Raw genomic sequence first — 19467 nt, 5'->3', positions numbered from 1 at the left:
CGGGCGCGTACCGGCTCATCCCAGGGCACGGGTGAAGCCCTCGACGAGTTCGTCGACTTGGGCGTCGGTCATGACGAAGGACGGGGAGATCTGCATCGCGCCCTGACCTGCTGCACGTCCCGAAATACCGTGGGCTCGTAGCGTTTTGACCAGCGGGAGACCTTCGGCGGGATCGGCCAGTTGGATCGCGGCCACAGCGCCGAGGCCGCTGCGGACCTCGGCGACGCGGGGGTGATCCGCGAGGGGCGCGAGCTTTTCGTGGAGGGTGGATTCCAGGCGCTTCGCTTCGGTGAGGAGGTTTTCACGTTCGATGATGGCGAGGTTGGCGAGCGCTGCGGCGGCGGCGCCGGCGTGGCCGCCGTAGGTGTAGCCGTGGCGCCACCAGACGCCGCCGCGGAAGAAGGGGTCGGCGATATGCGGGGCGATGAAGACCGCACCCATGGGGATATAGCCGGAGGTGAGTCCCTTGGCGGTGGTCATGAGGTCGGGTTCGAGCTCGAAACGGCTTGCGGCGAACCAGGATCCGCCGATGCGCCCGAAACCGGTGACGACCTCGTCGACGACGAAGAGGATGTCGTGGTCGCGGCAGATGCGGCGCACCTCGGTGAGGTAACCGTCCGGCGGCAAGTAGATTCCGCCCGCGCCGATTATGGGTTCGCAGAAGAAGGCGGCGACACGCTCCGCGCCGATCTCCTCGATGAGCGCGAGCAGCGCCTTCGCATCGTCCCATCCGACGGTGCGGGCATCGGCCATCAGCTCGCCATAGCCCTCGCGGTTGACCGGAATCCCCGCCAAAGCCGTTCCCGCGACATGCATTCCGTGATACGCGCGCTGCCTTCCGACCACGATGGTCTTATCCGGCTGCCCGAGCTCGTGCCAGTAGCGGCGGGCGAGCTTGGCCGCGGTATCCACCGAATCCGAGCCGCCGGAGGTGAAGAAGATCTTGCTGCCCGGCACCGGTGCGATGCTCGCCAACTTCTCCGCCAACTCCTGGGTGGCGGGCTCGGCGAAATCACCGAAGTTCGAATAGTGCGCGACTGTGCGCAGCTGTGCCGCGACCGCATCGGCGATCTCGGCGCGTCCGTGCCCGACATTGGTGAACCACAGCCCGGCCGTCGCGTCCAGATACCTGGTACCCGCCTGGTCGTAGATGTAGGCACCCTCACCGCGCGCCACGACGAACGCGCCGTCGCGTTCCACGGCACCCATATCGGCGAACCCGTGCCATAGCGCACCCATATCAACCACCTCTACTCGACAACCACGTCACTTCGCTCCCCGGCTGGTCCGCACCGCGCCGACGGCCGCAAGGCGCACCGAGCGCGGCCACCGCGACGGCGAGCAGCGCGAATCCGATGACCAGGACCACCAGGTCCATCGTCATCGACACATAGCCCTGATGCCGTGGATCGAGAAACGGGTACGGATACCAGTCGACGATCGGCCCACGGATGAGGGTGTACGCGCCGTAGCCGAGCGGGTAGACCAGCCAGCCCGCGATCAGCCGCCCGGAAATCCCCAGCGCGACCGGCGCCAGCACCCAGTCCACAATCATCACGATAGGCATGATGCGCTGCAGCACGTCATCCGCCCACCCCGGTTCATCTCGCACGGAGATGTGCGCCAGCAGCACCGCGTACACGATGCCGGTGACGAGCAGATACAGCGTCACCGCACCGCGTACCAACTGCCAGCGTCTATCACGCGGATCGAACAGCGCCCCGACCAGCAGCACGAGTACACCGAGGACATTCGCCTGGTGGGTGAACAAGATCAGATCACCGGCCTCGATCGAGGCTGATCGCAACTGTCCGACGATCAGTGCCACCAGACCGAGCACCGCGAACGCGAGCCGAAGCCACCGTATCCACCAAGGAGAAACCGCGACGGCGCGCACGCTGCGATTGTCGCACACGCTTACGTTGCGGGACCGGTCTCTGCCGCAGACCATCCGCACCATCGCTGTGGCAGTAATGTCGATGCGGTGGAACAGTTTCCGAGCCGCGCGTTGGTACTGGGGGCGGGAGGCGTGGTCGGCACCGCATGGATGGCCGGTCTGGCCGCCGGATTGCGTGAGTACGGTATCGATCTCGCTGCCGCCGACCTGATCATCGGAACATCCGCGGGCGCGATTGTCGGCGCGGTGCTCGCCTCCGGCCGGAATCCGGCCGGACTCGCCGAACCCACCCGCCCCACCGCTACCGACATCCAACTGCCGCAACCCGACCCACGCCTGATCGGCGAAGTCTTCGCCGTACTCGGCGATGAAAACCTCGAGCCGAGCGAGCGCCGTCGACGCGTCGGGCAGATTGCCCTCGCAATGCGCGCCGAGCACGAATCGGTGCACGTCGATCGGATGCGGAGGCTGATCGGCACATCGGACTGGCCCGACCGGCTGCTGGTGGTCACTGTCGATGCGGCCTCCGGCGAGCGCACGATCTTCGACAAGCACGGCCGCGCGCCGCTGCCCGATGCCGTCGTCGCGAGCCGCGCCATGCCCGGCGTCTACTCGCCGATGACCATCGGCGACCGGCGCTTCATGGACGGTGGCATGTACTCCGCGGTGAACGCGGATCTAGCGCGCGGAGCGGAGGTTGTCCTCACCATTCATCCACTGGCACACCTGTTTCCGACAGCCGACCTCGACGCTGAACTGCGACCGGCGACGTCGTTGCTGATCAGCCCTGACAAGCGAACGATCAACGCCTTCGGGGCCGACCTACACGACCGCGAACACTGGATACCGTCCTTCCGAGCCGGATTCGCGCAAGCGGACGTGGAAGCCGCACGACTGCAGGGGATCTGGTCTACTCCAGCCGGTCGCGCAGTCCACTGATCTGATTGCAGCCGACTTCGGAGGTCAACGGCCGATCTACTCGACTCCACAACTCCGCTGGCGTTCAGGCGGCGGGGTTGGCTCGCATCGCCGGTCGACCAGTGCGCCGAGAGCGGCGCGGGCCGCGGTTAACAGGGCGAAGACGCCGGATGAGCCATCCGACGATCAATGTGCGGGTGATGCCGAGGGGCACCGGAATCAGGCTCCGATCCAGGACCATGACAATCGGCAGGATGCGGAGCGCGACGGCGTTGATCAAGCGGTCTGTGAGCACGACGTCGGCCTCGGCGAGCAGGACGGCGTAGACGACGCCGGTGATCAGCAGGTAGCGCGCGGCGGCGCCGCGGATCACCCGCCAGCACCGGTCACGCGGGTCGCGGACCGTCCCGATCAGTAGCACTATGACGCTGAGCACATCGCTTCGATGGCCGCACGTCAGCACACTGTCGGCGGCCGCACCACCGGTGTGCTCACCGGATGTCCACGCCCGAGTCGGATTCGACGCGCCGGTTTCGCTACCCTGGTGAACGCAATGACCAGGACAGCCGACGTGAATCTCCGCGAGCTTCGGACCCGCCTGGCCGCCGTAACCCTCCGCGATGAACACCGGTTGCGCCGCAACCTGGACCGGGCTCGCGGCGGCGATCTCACCGGCATCACGGCCGAGATCGCGGCGGCCGAGCAGCGCGTCGAGGCCCGCCGCGCCGCGGTACCCGAAATCCGCTATCCGGAGCAGCTACCCGTCTCCGCCCGCCGCGACGATATCGCCAAGGCGATCCTGGACAACCAGGTCGTCATCGTCGCCGGTGAGACCGGTTCGGGTAAGACCACCCAGATTCCGAAGATCTGCCTGGAACTCGGCCGTGGCATCCGCGGCACCATCGGGCACACCCAGCCGCGCCGGCTGGCCGCGCGCACCGTCGCCGAGCGCATCGCCGAGGAGTTGGGCACCGAACTGGGCGATGTAGTCGGCTACACCGTGCGTTTCACCGATCAGGCCTCGGATCGCACCCTGGTCAAGTTGATGACCGACGGCATTCTGCTCGCCGAAATCCAGCGCGACCGGCTGCTGCGCCGCTACGACACCATCATCATCGACGAGGCGCACGAACGCAGCCTCAATATCGACTTCCTGCTCGGCTACCTGAAGCAATTGCTGCCGCGTCGACCGGATCTCAAGGTGATCATCACCTCCGCGACCATCGATCCGGAATTGTTCGCCAGCCACTTCGCCGACGAATCAGGCACTCCCGCACCGATTGTCGAAGTGTCCGGCCGTTCCTATCCGGTCGAAATCCGGTACCGGCCGCTATCGCTGGAGCTACCCGTCGCCACCGATGACGACGACGAGGACACCCGGATCGTGGACCGCGACCCGGTGGACGCCATCGGTGAGGCGGTGCGCGAGCTCTTCGCCGAGGGCGACGGTGACGTGCTGGTCTTCCTATCCGGCGAACGCGAGATCCGCGATGCCGCGGATGCGCTGCGCGACTTACAGATTCCGCGCACCGAGATCCTGCCGCTCTACGCGCGCCTGTCCACGGCCGAACAGCATCGCGTCTTCGCCCCGCATCCGGGGCGACGAGTCGTGCTGGCCACCAATGTCGCCGAGACCTCGCTGACCGTCCCCGGCATCCGTTACGTCATTGATCCCGGCACCGCCCGTATCTCCCGCTATTCGATGCGCACCAAGGTGCAGCGCCTGCCCATCGAAGAGGTCTCGCAGGCCTCGGCCCGTCAGCGCGCGGGACGCTGCGGCCGCGTCGCCGATGGCATCTGCATCCGCCTGTACTCCGAGCAAGACTTCGAATCCCGGCCCGCCTTCACCGAACCGGAGATCCTGCGGACCAATCTGGCCGCCGTCATCCTGCAGATGACCGCGCTCGGACTCGGCGAAATCGAGAAGTTCCCCTTCGTGGAGGCGCCCGACCGCAGGGCCATTCGCGACGGTATCGCGCTGCTGGAGGAATTGGGGGCGCTCGCACCGCGCGTGACCGCGAAACCCGCTCGGCGGGCGGCTGATTCGACTACATCCTCGGACCAGGCCACCGAAGGCACCGCGGCCGAACCGATCCAAGCGGAAACGGTGTCCGATGCGACGCTGACGCTCACCCCCACGGGGCGCGAAATGGCGCAGATACCGGTGGATCCGCGGATGGCGCGCATGCTGGTGCAGGCGCACCGCAACGGCGTGCTCGCGGATGTGCTGATCATCGTCGCGGCACTGTCCATCCAGGATGTGCGCGAGCGTCCCGCGGATCATCAGCAGGCCGCGGACACCAAACATGCCCGATTCGTGGTCGAGGGCTCGGATTTCCTGGCCTACCTGCGGTTGTGGGAGTATCTGACCGAACAGCGCAAGTCGCTGTCGTCCAATCAGTTCCGGCGCATGTGCCGTGACGAGTTCCTGCACTATCTGCGGATCCGGGAGTGGCAGGATCTGCACGGGCAGTTGCGGACAATCACGCGCGGGCTCGGCTGGTCAGCACACGGCGATGGCTCGGATCGGGACGAAACCAGCTCGCGCCGTGGACCTTCCGGCGGACGAGATAGTTCGGCCCCGGCTCGGTCGAACGGCGCAGATTCGAGCGGTGGACAGCGCGCGACACGCGACATGGACTCATCAGGCACTGAATCAGCTGGAGGGAGGCGTCGCGGTGGCGGCCGCGCGGGCGATAACGCGCGCGCGACGCGACGCGGACATGCTGCCGCATCACCGGCAACCACGCCCGAAACCGATGGCACCCCATGGGATTCGACCGCCATCCACCAGGCACTTCTTGCGGGGATGCTCTCCCACATCGGCGTCCGCGAAGCCGAGAGCCGCGAATTCCTCGGTGCGCGCAATGCCAAATTCATGATCTTCCCCGGATCATCGCTGGCGAAGAAGCCGCCCCGCTGGGTGATGGCGGCCGAACTGGTCGAAACCTCCCGACTCTGGGGCCGGATGGCTGCCCGGGTGGAGCCGGAATGGGCCGAGCGCCTGGCCGGAGATCTGGTGAAACGCACCTACTCCGAACCGCATTGGTCCTCCAAGCGCGGCGCGGCGCGCGCGTACGAGCGGGTCACGCTGTACGGCGTACCGCTGGTGGTCAGCCGCGCGGTCGATTACGGCCGAATCGATCCGGAACTGTCGCGTGAGCTGTTCATCCGGCATGCCCTCGTACAGGGTGAGTGGCAGACCCGCCACGAGTTCTTCCACCGCAATCGCGAACTGCTCGACGATGTCGCCGATTTGGAGCATCGCGCCCGTCGCCGCGACATTCTCGTCGACGATGAGGTGCTGTTCGAGTTCTACGACAAGCGCATCCCGGCCGATATCGTTTCGGTGCGCCACTTCGACAGTTGGTGGCGCACCGCGAAGCGCAAAGATCCCGCGCTGCTGGACTTCTCGACCGATACCGTGGTCAATGAAGCTGCGGCGACGCTCGACCCGACCGATTTCCCGGACGCCTGGCGTCAGGGCGAGTTGAGCTTCCCACTCACCTACCAATTCGAGCCGGGCAATGACGATGACGGCGTCACCGTGCGGATCCCGGTCGAGCAGTTGGCGCATGTGCGCGCCGTCGGTTTCGACTGGCTGGTGCCCGGTATGCGCGTAGAGTTGGTCACCACGCTGATCAAGACGCTGCCGAAGGCCCTGCGCCGCACCGTCGTTCCCGCACCGGACTTCGCCGCCGCCGCACTCACCGCGCTCACTGCGCGCGCCGAACCCCTGCGCATCGGCCTGGCCAGGGAACTGTCGCGGCTCGGGTCAGTCGCCATCGCACCGAGCGACCTCGACCCCGCCGCGCTACCGGACCATCTGCGCATGACCTTCGCCGCAATCGATGCCCGCGGCCAGGTGCTGGCGCGCGGGAAGAACCTCGCGCAGTTGAAAACGCGACTGTCCGAGCAGGTTTCGGCCTCGGTGGCCCGTGCGACCGCAGGTGCGGAACGTGCGCCCGCCACCGTGTGGACCTCGGAATCGCTGGGAACGGTCGAGCCGACTGTGCGCAGCGAGGTGGCCGGACAGACGGTCACCGGTTACCCGGCGCTGGTCCCCGAGGGCGAGGGTGTCGCGGTGCGCGTGCTGAGCTCCCCCGCCGAGCAGGCCGCCGCCATGCGGGCGGGCACGCGCGCACTGGTGCTGAGCGCAATTCCCACCTCGGTCCGCACCGTCACCGCGAGCCTGCCACCGCGGGATCGGCTTGCGCTGAGCCAGAATCCGTACGGTTCGCTCGACGCGCTCATCGAGGACTGCCGTGCCGCCGCCGCGGACGAACTGATCGCCGCCGCCGGTGGGCCGGTGCGCAGTCCGAAGCAGTTCGACGCCTTGGTCGCGAAGATCCGTCCCGAGTTCGTCTCCGCCGTGGCCCGCATCGTGCGCCTGGTGGTGCCGGTATTGGCTGGGGCGCACCAGGTTTCGTCCGCACTCGCCGATACTTCCGAACGCGATATCGCCGATGATGTCCGCCACCAACTCGACGACCTGATCTTCGCCGGTTTCATCTCGGAGTGGGGCAGCGCTCGCCTGCTCGAACTCCCCCGCTACCTGGAAGCCGCGTGCATCCGCCTGGAGTCGCTACCCGGCTCCGCGGTCCGCGACCGACAGGGCATGGTCGAAATCGACCGCGCCCTCGCCGCCTACGACCGCCTTGTCAATGCCCTGCCCGAAGCCCGCAAGCACGGCCACGATGTCACCGAAATCTGGTGGATGATCGAGGAATTCCGTGTCAGCCTCTTCGCCCAGAAACTGGGTACCCCCTACCCGGTCTCCACCAAGCGCATCGAAAAGGCCATCGCCGCCATCCGCCGCTGACACTGCCACCGCGGCGGCTGCCACCGTGCCCGATCCGAGCCCCCTCGCGCCCGAGTAAGGGGCGGGCAGTTGGAGGTGCTGGCCGAGCTCGCAACGGTAGTTCTGGGGGCGCGACCGGCCTCAGGTGCGGCGATACAGTCGCCAGACATGGTGGCACGCGAGCGTATTGCGGCCGCTGGCAGTCCCGTACCGCGCGTCGGTTCGGCAGTCCGACGCGAATTCTCGAAAGAGGTGTTCACCCATGCGGAAATTCCTCGCGCCGATCCTCACCGCTTGTGCCGTCGCACTCGCCCCGATGGCGACCGCTTCGGCAGACACACCGATACAGCCCGCGCCGGTGCGCGCCGATACCGATGTGTTGCGACAGCTGGTTCGGCTGCTCGATACCGGTTCGGTCAGCATCTGTCCCGGGCAGGCGATGGGCAGCTTCGGCTGCTCATGCCCGCCGGGGATTTGCCTCTGACCGCCGGATCAGTCGGCGGAGGCGGCGACGGTCGCTTCCTCGCGGTGCTTGCGCAGGTCGGCGATTTCGCGTTCGAAATCGTCGGCGGAGGTGAAAGAGCGGTAGACCGAGGCGAAACGTAGGTAGGCCACCTCGTCCAGATCGCGCAGCGGGCCGAGGATGGCCAGACCGACCTCATGGCTGGGCACCTCGGGGGAACCCTTGGCACGCACCGCGTCCTCCACCTGCTGAGCCAGCAGGTTCAGCGCGTCCTCGGCCACCTCGCGGCCCTGGCAGGCGCGGCGCACACCGCGGATCACCTTTTCCCGACTGAATGGTTCGGTGACGCCGCTGCGCTTGACCACGGATAGGATCGCGGTCTCTACGGTGGTGAATCGTCTCCCACACTGCGGGCAGGAACGCCGGCGGCGGATGGCCGCGCCTTCCTCGGCCTCACGCGAGTCGACGACCCGTGAGTCGGGGTGTCGGCAGTAGGGGCAATGCATCCGAGAGATCCTTCGTCGATGCGCGCGCCCGCGTCCGAATCGGCTCCGGTTCGCCAGTCCCGATCCGGCGAGCACGTGTACAGGGGTCTAGACCGATACGTCCATATCGGGTCCAGGATACCCGGGAGGGGTCACCAACCGTCTCATACGTCCCAACTACCCCGTCGACCGACGCTCAGTCGAGTTGCCATTGCGTCGCCAGATCGGCGATCAGATCCGGAATGCGCGCGATCATCCGGCCGTGCGCGAGCTTGTTCCAGAAGGATTCACCGAGCACCACCTCGGCGAACGGCCGATTGCTCTCCATATCGATATGCCGCGGCACCAGATCGCCGGTGATGTAGGTCCAGCGGGTATCGCGGTCGGCCCAGTTGAAGTCCGGCAGTGGGGTGCGCAGCGAGACGGTGCGGCCCGCAATATCCGCACTGACTGTGGCGGGTGCGAAAACACCGGGTGCGCGAACGCCGGGGACGGCGGGCTTACCGGCCACCGTACTCACGTAGGTCATTACCCGCCCCATCGAGCCGCGGCCCGCCGAGGTGAGGTCCCACTGGTCGGCGATGACGCGGTTCTGCTCACGATCGGTCATGCGGATGAGTGCGTCCACATATCCGTCGCGGGTATGCGAATCGATCGATCGCCAGGCGGTGCGGATATCGGCATCGATCACCCCGGCCGCGTACATTTCGTCGATTCCGGCCATCCCCTGCGCGGCGTAGGCCTCGTGCATCGGGACCAGATCGGTGAAGATGTGCTTCTGCATGATCATCAGCCGGGTCTGGTACCAGGCGACATCCTCGGCGCTCAGCCGCGAACCCTCGGTGGCGAGCAGCCGGATATCGGCGGGCACCTTGGCTACCAATTCCGGTGGGGTGTTCCGCAACAGGTCGGCGACCGCACTGCCGAGCTGATGGACACCGGGCACGTCGAGCACCAGGCCGACATCGCTGAGATCGAAGAAGCCCGAGGCGAAGGAGCCGCCCGCGATTCCGGCCAGACCCGCCCACCAGTACTCCTGATGCTGACTCGCCAGTCGGAAGTAGTTGACGTACACCTGGCTGAAGGTGCGCTGGTTGGCACGCACACCGAGCGCCGGATCCCAGGCCGCGAGGTCGATATCGGCATTGTGGGTAGAGACCACCAGCCAATACTGCTGCAGCAGTGTGGCATAGCGGCTCGGAGCGACCCCGTCGGTCCTGGCCTCGTCGAGCGCCGCACGCAAGGTCGATTCGTCCAGAGGCAGTGCGGGATTCAGTCCACCTCCACCGGCACCGTCCCCGTTGAGCGCGGGTAGGTCCAGGTACGCCTCGTATGCGGATGCCGCCTGTGCGGCCGGAATCATGGTGAGCCCGAAGATAAGACAGGCCAGCAGCCCGGCGATCCGGGCGAGTAGACGGACGGCGTGGGCAGCGGTGGAGCGATGCGTCATTGCGTGGTGTCCCGAAATCGTTCGTCGGCAAGAGTTGCCTAGGTCACGTTTTCAGGCACAGTAGCAACATGTTCTACTTTGTAATCGACAATTTCGGCCACGCTTCGCGGCGGCTCGGCCGGTCGCGATCCGCCACACCGGCTTTTGACGAGCTACCGCGGCAAACCCACTCCTACACCATCCGGAACCGACTGCTGCTCGACCACGGCGGGCACCGTTGTCGGGGTCTCGCCGCCGAAAGTTCCTGCGCGCCAATGCGCCATGCCGATCAAAGCCGTCACCACCAACGCGCTCAACAGCGCGGCCACAGCGAGCACCGCGAAGCCGACCTGCGCCTGTTCGACCAGCGCCATCGGATGCGGCGCCTGCGCCTGACGTAGCGCGGGCGTTCGAATGGGACCGCGGCCGTAGCGCACCACAGCACCGCCGGGCCGACTGTCGCGCGGCCGCCGATCCGTCGCGGCGCGCGCGGCCTCGAGGGCGCGAACGCCACCGCGATGCGGGCGCTGTACGCGCGGAACGGATTCGAAGCCGAGATCGACGTCGGCCTCGTCCTCGAGGTCGGTGCTCAGGGCGCTGATCGCTGTGCTCATCGGACAAACCTCCGTGAAGGGGTGTTAGTGGAGTGCTCAGGTATGTCGCGAGACGATGGGAGTAGCTGTTCGATCAAATGTTCGAAGAACTTGTGTTCGATTTCTACCACGCTGCGCCGACAAAGTCAGCAGAAAACGCCGACATGCCTCGAACAGATGTTTGATACATCGGCGCGACCGGACTAGATTCGTTAAACGAAATCAATGGACACAGAAGGGCGGTTGCGGTGAGCCACACAGACGACACGGGCGACGAGAGCGGGGTCGGCAACGACCCGTCCGGTATCGGGGCGGATCTCACCGTGCGTCAGCGCAGAGTCCTGGAGGTCATCCGCACCTCGGTGAGCGAGCGCGGCTACCCGCCGAGCATCCGCGAGATCGGCGATGCGGTCGGACTCACCTCCACCTCGTCGGTCGCCCATCAGCTGCGGACCCTCGAACGCAAGGGCTATCTGCGCCGCGACCCGAATCGCCCACGCGCCGTTGACGTTCGCGGTCTCGACGAGGCGGTGCGCGCGGTGACCAGCCTGTCGACCAACGAGGATGTCGAGACCGGGCGGCCCGTCCCGACCTTCGTGCCCGTGCTGGGTCGAATCGCCGCCGGTGGCCCGATCCTGGCCGAGCAGGCGGTGGAGGATGTCTTCCCGCTGCCGCGGGAACTGGTCGGTGACGGCTCGCTGTTCCTGCTCAAGGTCGTCGGTGAATCGATGGTCGACGCCGCGATCTGCGATGGCGACTGGGTGGTCGTGCGCCAGCAGAATGTCGCCGACAACGGCGATATCGTGGCCGCGATGATCGAGGGCGAGGCGACGGTGAAGACGTTCAAGCGCACCGGTAAGGATGTCTGGCTCATGCCCCACAATCCGCTGTTCGAACCGATTCCGGGTAATGACGCGCAGATCCTCGGCAAGGTCGTCACGGTCATCCGCAAGATCTGACCCGGTTCAGCACGATCCGACCCAGTTCAGTGCGGCAGCATGGGCGTCCAGAAATCGGCCCGATGGTCGGCGGCGTAGGAGTCGATGAGCCGATTTCCGCTGGGCCGGAAGGACATGACGAGCGGCGCAGCCGGGTCGTAGGCCGGCATCGGTTCGAGACCGGCCGGATCCGGGCGGGCATCAATGGCGAATCGGGTCCAGTACCTTCGCATTTCGGCGGCGAGGCGCTGCTGGTCCGGTGTCTGGACGGCGCCGTATAGCCAGCCGAGGTCGCGCAGGCTCCACAGCGATGCCAGTTCGCTGGCATGGTACGCGCCCAGCGGGAAGATATTCGGTGGGCCGAGCGGCGCCGGGTCGTCGAAGGAATAGGTATAGGTGGGGGTTCGCGGGCCGAGCCCTTCGTATTCGACAACCAGCATGGTGAGGATGCGATCAGTCCAGGCACGTGACAGTGCGAGTGCGGGCTCCGGGTAGTCGGCGGCCGGATAGGTCTGTTCGACGCGGTCGAGTTGCTCCTGCGTGAGGTCGGGCATGGCGGCGGCCAGTGCGTCGCGGTATCCGGCGGCGGTCAGCGGCCTGCCAAGGGGCACACCGTATTTCATGTAAACCCACAGCGACATCTCGTCGTTGTTCGCACCGACCAGCGTGGGCACATCGGCGAAGCCGCCGTTGCGCACGGCCACCTGTGGCGCGGACGGTAGGAACTGGCCCCCGTACACAGTTGGGGTGATGGAATCAGCCACCAACGTATCGACCGGCAGCGCGCGCAGGCACGCCGCGGTACCGGGCCCGGTGCATCCGAGACGTGCCGCGTATGCGTCACCATCTGCCAGTGCCGTCGCGGCCGGCACACCGGGGCTGCACGGCCCGCTCTCCATGATCGCTGCCCGGAACAGCCCACGCGAGCTCGGCGCGACCATCTGAGTGCATACCGATGTCGCGCCGGCCGACTCGCCGGCCAGCGTCACGCGTTCCGGATCACCACCGAATGCCGCGATATTGCGCCGCACCCAGCGCAATGCGGCCTGCTGATCCAGGTAGCCGTAATTGCCGGGCCCGGAACCGTCGTCCAGCGCCGAGGCGGCGAGGTAGCCGAGGGTGCCGAGCCGGTAGTTGATCGTGACCACGATCAGGTCACCGTCACCGTGCGCGATCAGCGGCTCGGCGCCGTAAACGTCGCCGGAGCCGGTAACGAAACTGCCGCCGTGGATCCAGACCAGCACCGGGAGCCCCCCACCGTCGGCGGGCAGGTTGCGCGGGGTCGAAACATTCAGATAAAGACAGTCTTCCGATTTCGTCGGGTTCGCACCGACTATCCCGTAAAAGTCGTTGTCCTGCGGGCAGCTCGGCCCGGTCACCGCGGCATCTCGAATACCGGGCCACGGTGCGGCTGGAGCCGGTGGCCGCCAGCGCAATTCGCCGACCGGCGGGGCGGCGTAGGGAACGCCCTCGAACAGTCGATGCTGCGCGGCCACGATGCCGCGCAACTGACCGGTCTCGACGGTGACGAGATCGGCGGCGGCCGGCTGGGCGGGAGCGGGTCCGGCGACGCCGATCAGCACGATGACCGACGCCAGGATGGCGAACCAGCCCCAACGATGCTTGCGCACGCGCTCACGCTAGCCACACGCACCGCGGAAGCGGGCGGCAATCCCGAAAGTGACCCTTGCCACACCCCGGTACGTGAGCGTACCGTGCAGATGGTACGTAGATGTACCGCGCTGGGAGGTGCCGCATGACCACGGTGAAATTGCCCGACGGGCCGACGACTCCGGCCTTCGTACAGGCCATCGAAGTGCTGGCGGGCCGCACCCGCGCGTGGCGCAGATTGCATCAGCGGTACGGCTCGGCGTTCACGGCCTACCTACCCCGCTTCGGGCGGATCGTGGTGCTATCCGAACCGGCCGAGGTGAAGGCGCTGTTCACCGCGAGCTCCGACGTGGTCGATAATGTCGATCTCAATCTCGGGCAGTTCCTCGGCCCCGGCTCACTTTTTTCGCTGCGCGGCGCCGAACACCGTAAGCAGCGCAAATTGCTCACTCCGCCGTTCCACGGTCGTCGCCTCGCGGTGTACGAGACGCTGATCGAGGAAGAGGCGGTGCGCGAGCTGGCCACCTGGCCGCAGGGCCGGGAGTTCGCGACGATGGATTCGATGATGCGGATCACCATGAACGTGATCCTGCGCGCCGTATTCGGCGCCGAAGGTAAGGAATTCGACGAACTGCGCGAGCTGCTGCCCAGACTGGTGCTGGTCGGTTCGGCGCTCGCGGCACTGCCGGTGCCGCGAAAGTTCTTGGGGCAGTATGGTCCGTGGGCCCGCTTCGCCGCATACCGCCGCGACTACGACGAGATCGTCGGCAGGCTTATCGACCGCGCCGCCGCCGACGAGCGGCTTGCCGACCGCGACGATGTGCTGGCAATGATGCTGCAAGCTCGCTATGACGACGGCACCGCGATGACCCGCGGCGAGATCGCCGACGAACTGCTAACTCTGCTCACCGCTGGCCACGAGACCACGGCGACCACACTGTCATGGACCATTGAGCGGTTGCGCAGGCATCCGGAAGTGTTGCGGCGCTTGGTCGACGAGGTCGACGAAGGCGGTTCGGCACTGCGCGAGGCCACCCTGCTGGAGGTGCAACGGGTACGTCCGGTCATCGACTCGACGTTCCGCAAGGTCCGCGCGGAGTCGATGCAATTGGGTCGGTGGACCCTGCCCGAGGGGCAGAACGTGCTGGTCAGCATTCGGCTCATGCACGACAACGAGGAGCTGTTCCCGAATGCCCGCGCCTTCGATCCGGATCGTTTCGTCGATGTCCGGCCCGGCACCTTCAGCTGGATTCCGTTCGGCGGCGGCGCCCGGCGCTGCATCGGTGCGGCCTTCGCCACCATGGAGATGAATGTCGTATTGCGCACGCTGCTAAGGGATTTCACGCTCGAGCCGACCGACGCGGCCGATGAGCGAACGCACTTCCGCGGTGTCGCGCTGGTGCCCGCCAAGAAGGGCCGCGCCGTGGTGTATCGCCGCGCGCCCCGGCCCAGCACGACCGTGGCCAAAGCCGAACAGGTGACGGCATGACCCAGCAATTCGCCGACGTGGGCCACGGCGTCACCCTCGCCTACGAACGCCTCGGTGATGGCGGGACTCCGGTGCTACTCGTCGCCGGACTGGGTCAGCAACTGCACGACTGGCCCGATGGTCTCTGTGAACTCCTCGTCGCCCGCGGCTACGATGTCATCCGCTTCGACAATCGCGATGTCGGCGCGTCGACACACTTCGGCTTCCCACCTCCGAGTCCGCTCAATTTCTTGCGAAAGCGTTGGCACACAGCGCAATACGATCTTTCGGATATGGCCGCCGACACCGTGGGGCTACTCGACGCGCTGGAACTGAGCTGCGCGCATGTGGTCGGAATGTCGCTCGGCGGGATGATCGCGCAGACCGTGGCCGCCCGCTATCCGGCCCGAGTCGCCTCGCTGACCTCGATCATGTCGACCACCGGTGCGGCACGGGTCGGGCGACCGGCCCTGTCGACATGGCGGTTGATGTTCGGCCGACCTGCTCGCACACGCACCGAACACATCGAACGCTCGGTGCGCATGTTCCGCCACATCGGCTCGCACGGCTATCCGTTCGACGAACAGGCGGTGCGCGCCGCCGCGGCGACGACCTGGGACCGCGATCCCCATCCGGCACCGGGCGTCGGCCGTCAGCTCGCCGGCATCCTCAAATCCGGTGACCGCACCACGGAACTCAGCACCGTCGTCGCCCCGACGCTGATCCTGCACGGTGACCGCGACCTCATGGTGCATCCCACCGGCGGCACCGTCACGGCAAGCGCCATCGCAGGTGCGCGCCTGCACACCCTGCCGGGCATGGGCCACGACCTGCCCGTCGGCGTCCGGCCGACGCTCACCGATCTCATCGACACCCACATCCGCACCGCCAGGAGCACCGATGCCCCGCACCGCTAGGCCGCTGTCCGGCCGTCCCGCCATGATCACCGGCGCCGCCTCCGGCATCGGCCGCAGTCTCGCCCAATTGCTTTCGCGCCGCGGGTCACCCGTGGCCATTGCCGATATCGACGAGGTCGGCTTGAAGCAGACGGCCGCCACGCTGACCGGTCCGATGCTCGTCCGCGTTCTCGATGTGCGCGATGCCGCCGACCAACTCGCCTTCGCCGCCGAGGTCGAGGATTGGCTGACCGAGCCATTGGCGGCGGTATTCAACAATGCCGGCGTGGCGGTGGGCTCGTCGGTGCTCGACGCGGTTCCCGAAGACGATGAATGGCTGCGGCAGATCAACTTCGACGGCGTGGTCAATGGCACTCGCGCGTTCCTGCCCATTCTGGTCGAACAGAACCAGGGTGTCATCGTGAATACCTCTAGCGTATTCGGGCTGCTCGGAATGCCCAATCAAAGTGCTTACTGCGCGGCGAAATTCGCCGTGCGCGGCTTCACCGATTCACTGCGCCAGGAACTTCGCGGCACGGGAGTGTCGGCGGTGAATGTGCATCCGGGTGGTATCACCACCAACATCGCGCGCAATGCCCGGGTGCGCAAGGATCCCGAGGGACGCGGCCGTTCGCGCGAGCAGATAGCGGCTGAGTTCGAGGCGATGACCTTGACCTCACCGGACAAGGCGGCCGAAATCATCTGTCGCGGAGTCGAACGCGGGAAGTCGCGGATTCTGGTCGGGCCGGATGCCTACGTTTTCGACGCACTCGCACGCGTTGCACCAACGCACTACTACGACATATTCGCGGTGCTGGAGCGGCGTCTGCGGGCACGCGCGAAGGCGGAGGTGACAGCATGAGAGCATCGCGCAGCGATTCGATGATGGGTGGTGGCCGGGAGACAGGTGGACCCGAGCATTTCGATGTGCTGATCGTCGGCGCCGGCCTGTCCGGCATCGGCGCGGCGCACCACCTCCAGACGGCCTTCCCGAAGCGTACCTACGCAATTCTGGAGGCGCGCACGACAATCGGCGGCACCTGGGATCTGTTCCGCTATCCGGGGGTGCGTTCGGATTCCGATATGCACACCCTCGGCTACCGTTTCCGCCCGTGGACACAGGCCGCGGCCATCGCCGACGGGACGTCCATCCTCGACTACATCCGTGACACCGCGGCCGAAGCCGGTATCGATCGTCGAATCCGGTTCGGGCACGAGGTTATCGGCGCATCCTGGTCGACCGAAGCAGCACAGTGGACGGTGACCGCCGAACACGAGGGCACCACCTCGACATTCACCTGCGGCTTCCTTTATGTGTGCAGCGGCTACTACCGCTACGACCACGGCTATACCCCCGAATTCGCCGGAATCGAGGATTTCCGTGGCCAACTCGTGCATCCGCAGCAGTGGCCCACCGACCTGGACTATGCGGGTAAGCGGGTCGTGGTGATCGGCAGCGGGGCCACCGCGGTGACCCTGGTTCCGGCCATGGCCGAGACGGCGGCGCAGGTGACCATGCTGCAGCGCTCCCCTACCTACATCATGTCCGTGCCCACTGAAGACGCGGTGGCGATCCGCCTGCGCGAACGGCTCGGACCCCGCCGGGCCTATACGATCACCCGCTGGAAGAACGTGCTGATCGGCACGCTCATCTACCAACTCAGCCAGCGCCGTCCCCGCATGATGCGCAACTTCATCCGCAAGCAGACGGCCGCGCAATTGCCGACCGGATACGAGGTGGACGTCCACTTCAAACCGACCTACAACCCGTGGGACCAACGGCTCTGCCTGGTGCCGGACGGAGATCTGTTCCAGGCGATCCGGGCCGGGCGAGCCGCCGTGGTCACCGACCGCGTCGAGAAGTTCACCGCCGACGGCCTGCGTCTGGCCTCGGGCGCCGACCTCCCCGCCGATATCGTGGTGACGGCCACCGGTCTGCAATTGCTCGCCTTCGGCGGGATCGAATTCAGCGTCGACGGCCGGGCCATCCCACTGCCGGACACCATGGCCTATAAGGGAATGATGCTGAGCGGCGTCCCCAACTTCGCCTTCACCGTCGGCTACACCAATGCGTCCTGGACGTTGAAGGCCGATCTGGTGGGCGAATTCGTGTGCCGATTGCTGCGGCATATGGACGACAACGGCTATGACCAGTGCACGCCGTGGCCGGATCCGAGTATCGCCACGGAGCCCCTGCTGAATTTCCAATCCGGCTACGTCCAGCGTTCCATCGACCACTTTCCGCGAGCCGGATCGCGACGGCCCTGGCGATTGGGGATGAACTACGCGCATGATGTGCTCGCACTGCGCCACGGGCGGATCGAGGACGGCACCATTCGGTTCGCGAGCCGGGCCACCGCACCCGGCCATATTCCGATACATGTGAGGTCATGATCGCCGTGGCGGCGGGGCGCACTAACCTGATTCTCGTGACCCGTGCCGAGCCCGCCGCCAGCATCGCCGCGGAGAGCACGCCGGAATCCGCATTCCGGCGTCGCCTCCTCGACGCGATGGCCGAGGCCGTGCGCGATCGAGGTTATCGCGAAACAACCGTGGCCGATGTGGTCCGCCATGCGCGCACCTCCCGCCGTACCTTCTACGAACATTTCGACAGCAAGCAGGACTGCTTCATCGCGCTGCTGGCCGAGCGCAACAATGAGACCATCCAGCAAATCTACGATGCCGTCGATCCGGCCACACCCTGGCGCACCCAGGTCCGGCAGGCCATCGAGGCCTGGATCGACGTATCCAATCAGGATCCGACGATCACTCTGGCCTGGATTCGGGACATCCCCGCGCTCGGCGAGGCGGCTCAGCAGCTCCACCACGACGTCGGCGAGGCCTTTATCAATCTGATTCAAAGCCTCACCGCCACACCGGGGTTCGAAGCTCCCGGACTACATCCACCGACCCGTCAGATGGCGACCATCCTCTACGGCGGTTTCCGCGAGCTCATCGCCTCCACGGTCGAAGAGGGCAAGGATATCCGTGACATCGTCGACGTCGCGGTTGATACGGCCATCGCCCTGGTCGGCCCGCGCTACGAGCCGCGAGGCTAGTCCTTCACGGCCGTGAACTGTGCGAGCGCGCCATTGCACACCAGCTCGACCTCGCGCAGACCCGCCGCGGCGATCCAGCCCGACAGCTCGGCCGCGGTACCGGACGGACCGAATACGCCCATTGCCCGCATCACGCGCATGTGCAAGTCGAAACGCGGCCGGACCCCGCGCACCACACAACTGCCGACCAGCCGTCCACCCGGCGCGAGCACCCGGGCGAGCGAGGCGACCGCGGCGGCTGGATCCGGCATACAGTGCAGGCCCGCGAAACTCACTACCAGATCGAATTCGCCGGTGCCGAAGGACAGGTCGACCACATCCGCGCGCACATAGTCGATATCGGACAGCCCGGCGCGCTCGGCCGCGCGGCGCGCCGCCGCCAATTGATCATCGGAAATGTCCGCGGCCACATAGCGGAGCTTGCGACCGGACTCGAGTCGACGCAGCGTCACGCCGCCGCCGACCGGCAGATCCAGCACCGCCGAACCCTCCGCCAGCTGATTCACGACATCCATCGCCGCATACATTCGGCGGGTATCACAGCCCCACATCACCTGTCCCGCAGGCCGGGCCACCTGCGGATGGTCGAGCACGAAGTCGTATACCGGAGCCCCGAGATTCCCCCAGACTCGGCTCTGCCACACTTCCCGGACGTCGGGCACGGTCGTCTCCTCTTCGCGCGGTGGGAGTACAGGCTAGGCCGATACTCATCGACGCGCCAAGAGCTTCCAGGACTCGATCACCGTCGACGGACATGCTCCGCGGTGCTGGTCGAACTGCCGAGCCACCTCGCCATAGAGATCCGGACGCGAACCGGGCGGTGGCACATGAGCTACTACCGCCGCGCCGGTGAGACATCAGGGCGGCGATTCCACGGACCGGATCACCAATTTCGGACGAAATGGCCAT

At 66.5% G+C, this 19467-nt stretch carries 17 protein-coding genes; 9 read left to right on the top strand and 8 right to left on the bottom strand.

Annotated elements, in window-relative coordinates:
• Nucleotides 1–15: 15 nt before the first annotated feature.
• Entirely contained in the window at nt 16–1239 is a 1224-nt protein-coding gene (locus AB0J47_RS27270; RefSeq protein WP_364351816.1) for an aminotransferase class III-fold pyridoxal phosphate-dependent enzyme, read from the bottom strand.
• 1 nt (nt 1240) lies between these two features.
• Nucleotides 1241–1897: a Pr6Pr family membrane protein gene (locus AB0J47_RS27265; protein WP_364351813.1), complete on the bottom strand. Its 657-nt coding sequence runs from the start codon at nt 1895–1897 to the stop codon at nt 1241–1243.
• Nucleotides 1898–1984: 87 nt separating this feature from the next.
• On the opposite strand from AB0J47_RS27265, the gene AB0J47_RS27260 reads away from it, so the two are divergent.
• On the top strand, nt 1985–2836 hold the full coding sequence (locus AB0J47_RS27260; RefSeq protein WP_364351810.1) for a patatin-like phospholipase family protein: 852 nt from the start codon (nt 1985–1987) through the stop codon (nt 2834–2836).
• A 64-nt stretch (nt 2837–2900) separates the two neighbouring features.
• Here AB0J47_RS27260 and AB0J47_RS27255 read toward each other — a convergent pair whose 3' ends face one another.
• Nucleotides 2901–3251 carry a hypothetical protein gene (locus tag AB0J47_RS27255; protein WP_364351807.1) on the bottom strand — a complete coding sequence of 117 codons (351 nt, stop codon included), beginning with the start codon at nt 3249–3251 and terminating at the stop codon, nt 2901–2903.
• Between the two features lie 117 nt (nt 3252–3368).
• Here AB0J47_RS27255 and hrpA point away from each other — a divergent pair, with 117 nt between their 5' ends.
• A complete protein-coding gene (gene hrpA, locus AB0J47_RS27250; protein ID WP_364351804.1) occupies nt 3369–7637 on the top strand; it encodes an ATP-dependent RNA helicase HrpA in 4269 nt (1422 codons plus the stop codon).
• Nucleotides 7638–7878: 241 nt separating this feature from the next.
• On the top strand, nt 7879–8100 hold the full coding sequence (locus tag AB0J47_RS27245) for a hypothetical protein (RefSeq protein WP_364351801.1): 222 nt from the start codon (nt 7879–7881) through the stop codon (nt 8098–8100).
• 8 nt (nt 8101–8108) lie between these two features.
• On the opposite strand, the gene nrdR is transcribed toward AB0J47_RS27245, so the two are convergent.
• The 3 genes from nrdR to AB0J47_RS27230 all read right to left on the bottom strand — a co-directional run bounded on the left by nrdR (nt 8109) and on the right by AB0J47_RS27230 (nt 10607).
• On the bottom strand, nt 8109–8585 hold the full coding sequence (nrdR, locus tag AB0J47_RS27240) for a transcriptional regulator NrdR (RefSeq protein WP_063038396.1): 477 nt from the start codon (nt 8583–8585) through the stop codon (nt 8109–8111).
• 175 nt (nt 8586–8760) lie between these two features.
• Nucleotides 8761–10014, bottom strand: coding sequence for a hypothetical protein (locus AB0J47_RS27235; protein ID WP_364351797.1), 1254 nt, complete (start codon nt 10012–10014; stop codon nt 8761–8763).
• A gap of 152 nt (nt 10015–10166) precedes the next feature.
• Complete coding sequence (locus AB0J47_RS27230) at nt 10167–10607, bottom strand: hypothetical protein (RefSeq protein WP_364351794.1); 441 nt, start codon at nt 10605–10607, stop codon at nt 10167–10169.
• A 284-nt stretch (nt 10608–10891) separates the two neighbouring features.
• On the opposite strand from AB0J47_RS27230, the gene lexA reads away from it, so the two are divergent.
• Entirely contained in the window at nt 10892–11545 is a 654-nt protein-coding gene (lexA, locus tag AB0J47_RS27225) for a transcriptional repressor LexA (RefSeq protein WP_364352059.1), read from the top strand.
• A gap of 26 nt (nt 11546–11571) precedes the next feature.
• On the opposite strand, the gene AB0J47_RS27220 is transcribed toward lexA, so the two are convergent.
• Nucleotides 11572–13155 carry a carboxylesterase family protein gene (locus AB0J47_RS27220; RefSeq protein WP_364351791.1) on the bottom strand — a complete coding sequence of 528 codons (1584 nt, stop codon included), beginning with the start codon at nt 13153–13155 and terminating at the stop codon, nt 11572–11574.
• A gap of 125 nt (nt 13156–13280) precedes the next feature.
• On the opposite strand from AB0J47_RS27220, the gene AB0J47_RS27215 reads away from it, so the two are divergent.
• From AB0J47_RS27215 to AB0J47_RS27195, 5 genes are read left to right on the top strand one after another with little or no spacing between them, the layout of a single operon-like run.
• Nucleotides 13281–14624, top strand: coding sequence for a cytochrome P450 (locus tag AB0J47_RS27215; protein ID WP_364351788.1), 1344 nt, complete (start codon nt 13281–13283; stop codon nt 14622–14624).
• Complete coding sequence (locus AB0J47_RS27210) at nt 14621–15520, top strand: alpha/beta hydrolase (RefSeq protein ID WP_364351785.1); 900 nt, start codon at nt 14621–14623, stop codon at nt 15518–15520. The genes AB0J47_RS27215 and AB0J47_RS27210 overlap by 4 nt, the downstream gene beginning before the upstream one ends.
• A complete protein-coding gene (locus AB0J47_RS27205) occupies nt 15504–16361 on the top strand; it encodes an SDR family NAD(P)-dependent oxidoreductase (RefSeq protein ID WP_364351782.1) in 858 nt (285 codons plus the stop codon). Before AB0J47_RS27210 ends, AB0J47_RS27205 begins: the two co-directional genes overlap by 17 nt.
• Nucleotides 16358–17893, top strand: a complete 1536-nt coding sequence (locus AB0J47_RS27200) for an NAD(P)/FAD-dependent oxidoreductase (protein WP_364351779.1) — start codon at nt 16358–16360, stop codon at nt 17891–17893. The genes AB0J47_RS27205 and AB0J47_RS27200 overlap by 4 nt, the downstream gene beginning before the upstream one ends.
• A 35-nt stretch (nt 17894–17928) precedes the next feature.
• Nucleotides 17929–18558, top strand: coding sequence for a TetR/AcrR family transcriptional regulator (locus tag AB0J47_RS27195; RefSeq protein ID WP_364351776.1), 630 nt, complete (start codon nt 17929–17931; stop codon nt 18556–18558).
• On the opposite strand, the gene AB0J47_RS27190 is transcribed toward AB0J47_RS27195, so the two are convergent.
• Nucleotides 18555–19220: a class I SAM-dependent methyltransferase gene (locus AB0J47_RS27190; protein WP_364351773.1), complete on the bottom strand. Its 666-nt coding sequence runs from the start codon at nt 19218–19220 to the stop codon at nt 18555–18557. The genes AB0J47_RS27195 and AB0J47_RS27190 overlap by 4 nt on opposite strands.
• Nucleotides 19221–19467 lie beyond the last annotated feature (247 nt).

Source organism: Nocardia sp. NPDC049737, assembly GCF_040674755.1.
Lineage (GTDB): Bacteria > Actinomycetota > Actinomycetes > Mycobacteriales > Mycobacteriaceae > Nocardia.
The sequence above is the reverse complement of the archived record's forward strand: the minus strand, read 5'-3'. Positions and strand labels throughout refer to the sequence as shown.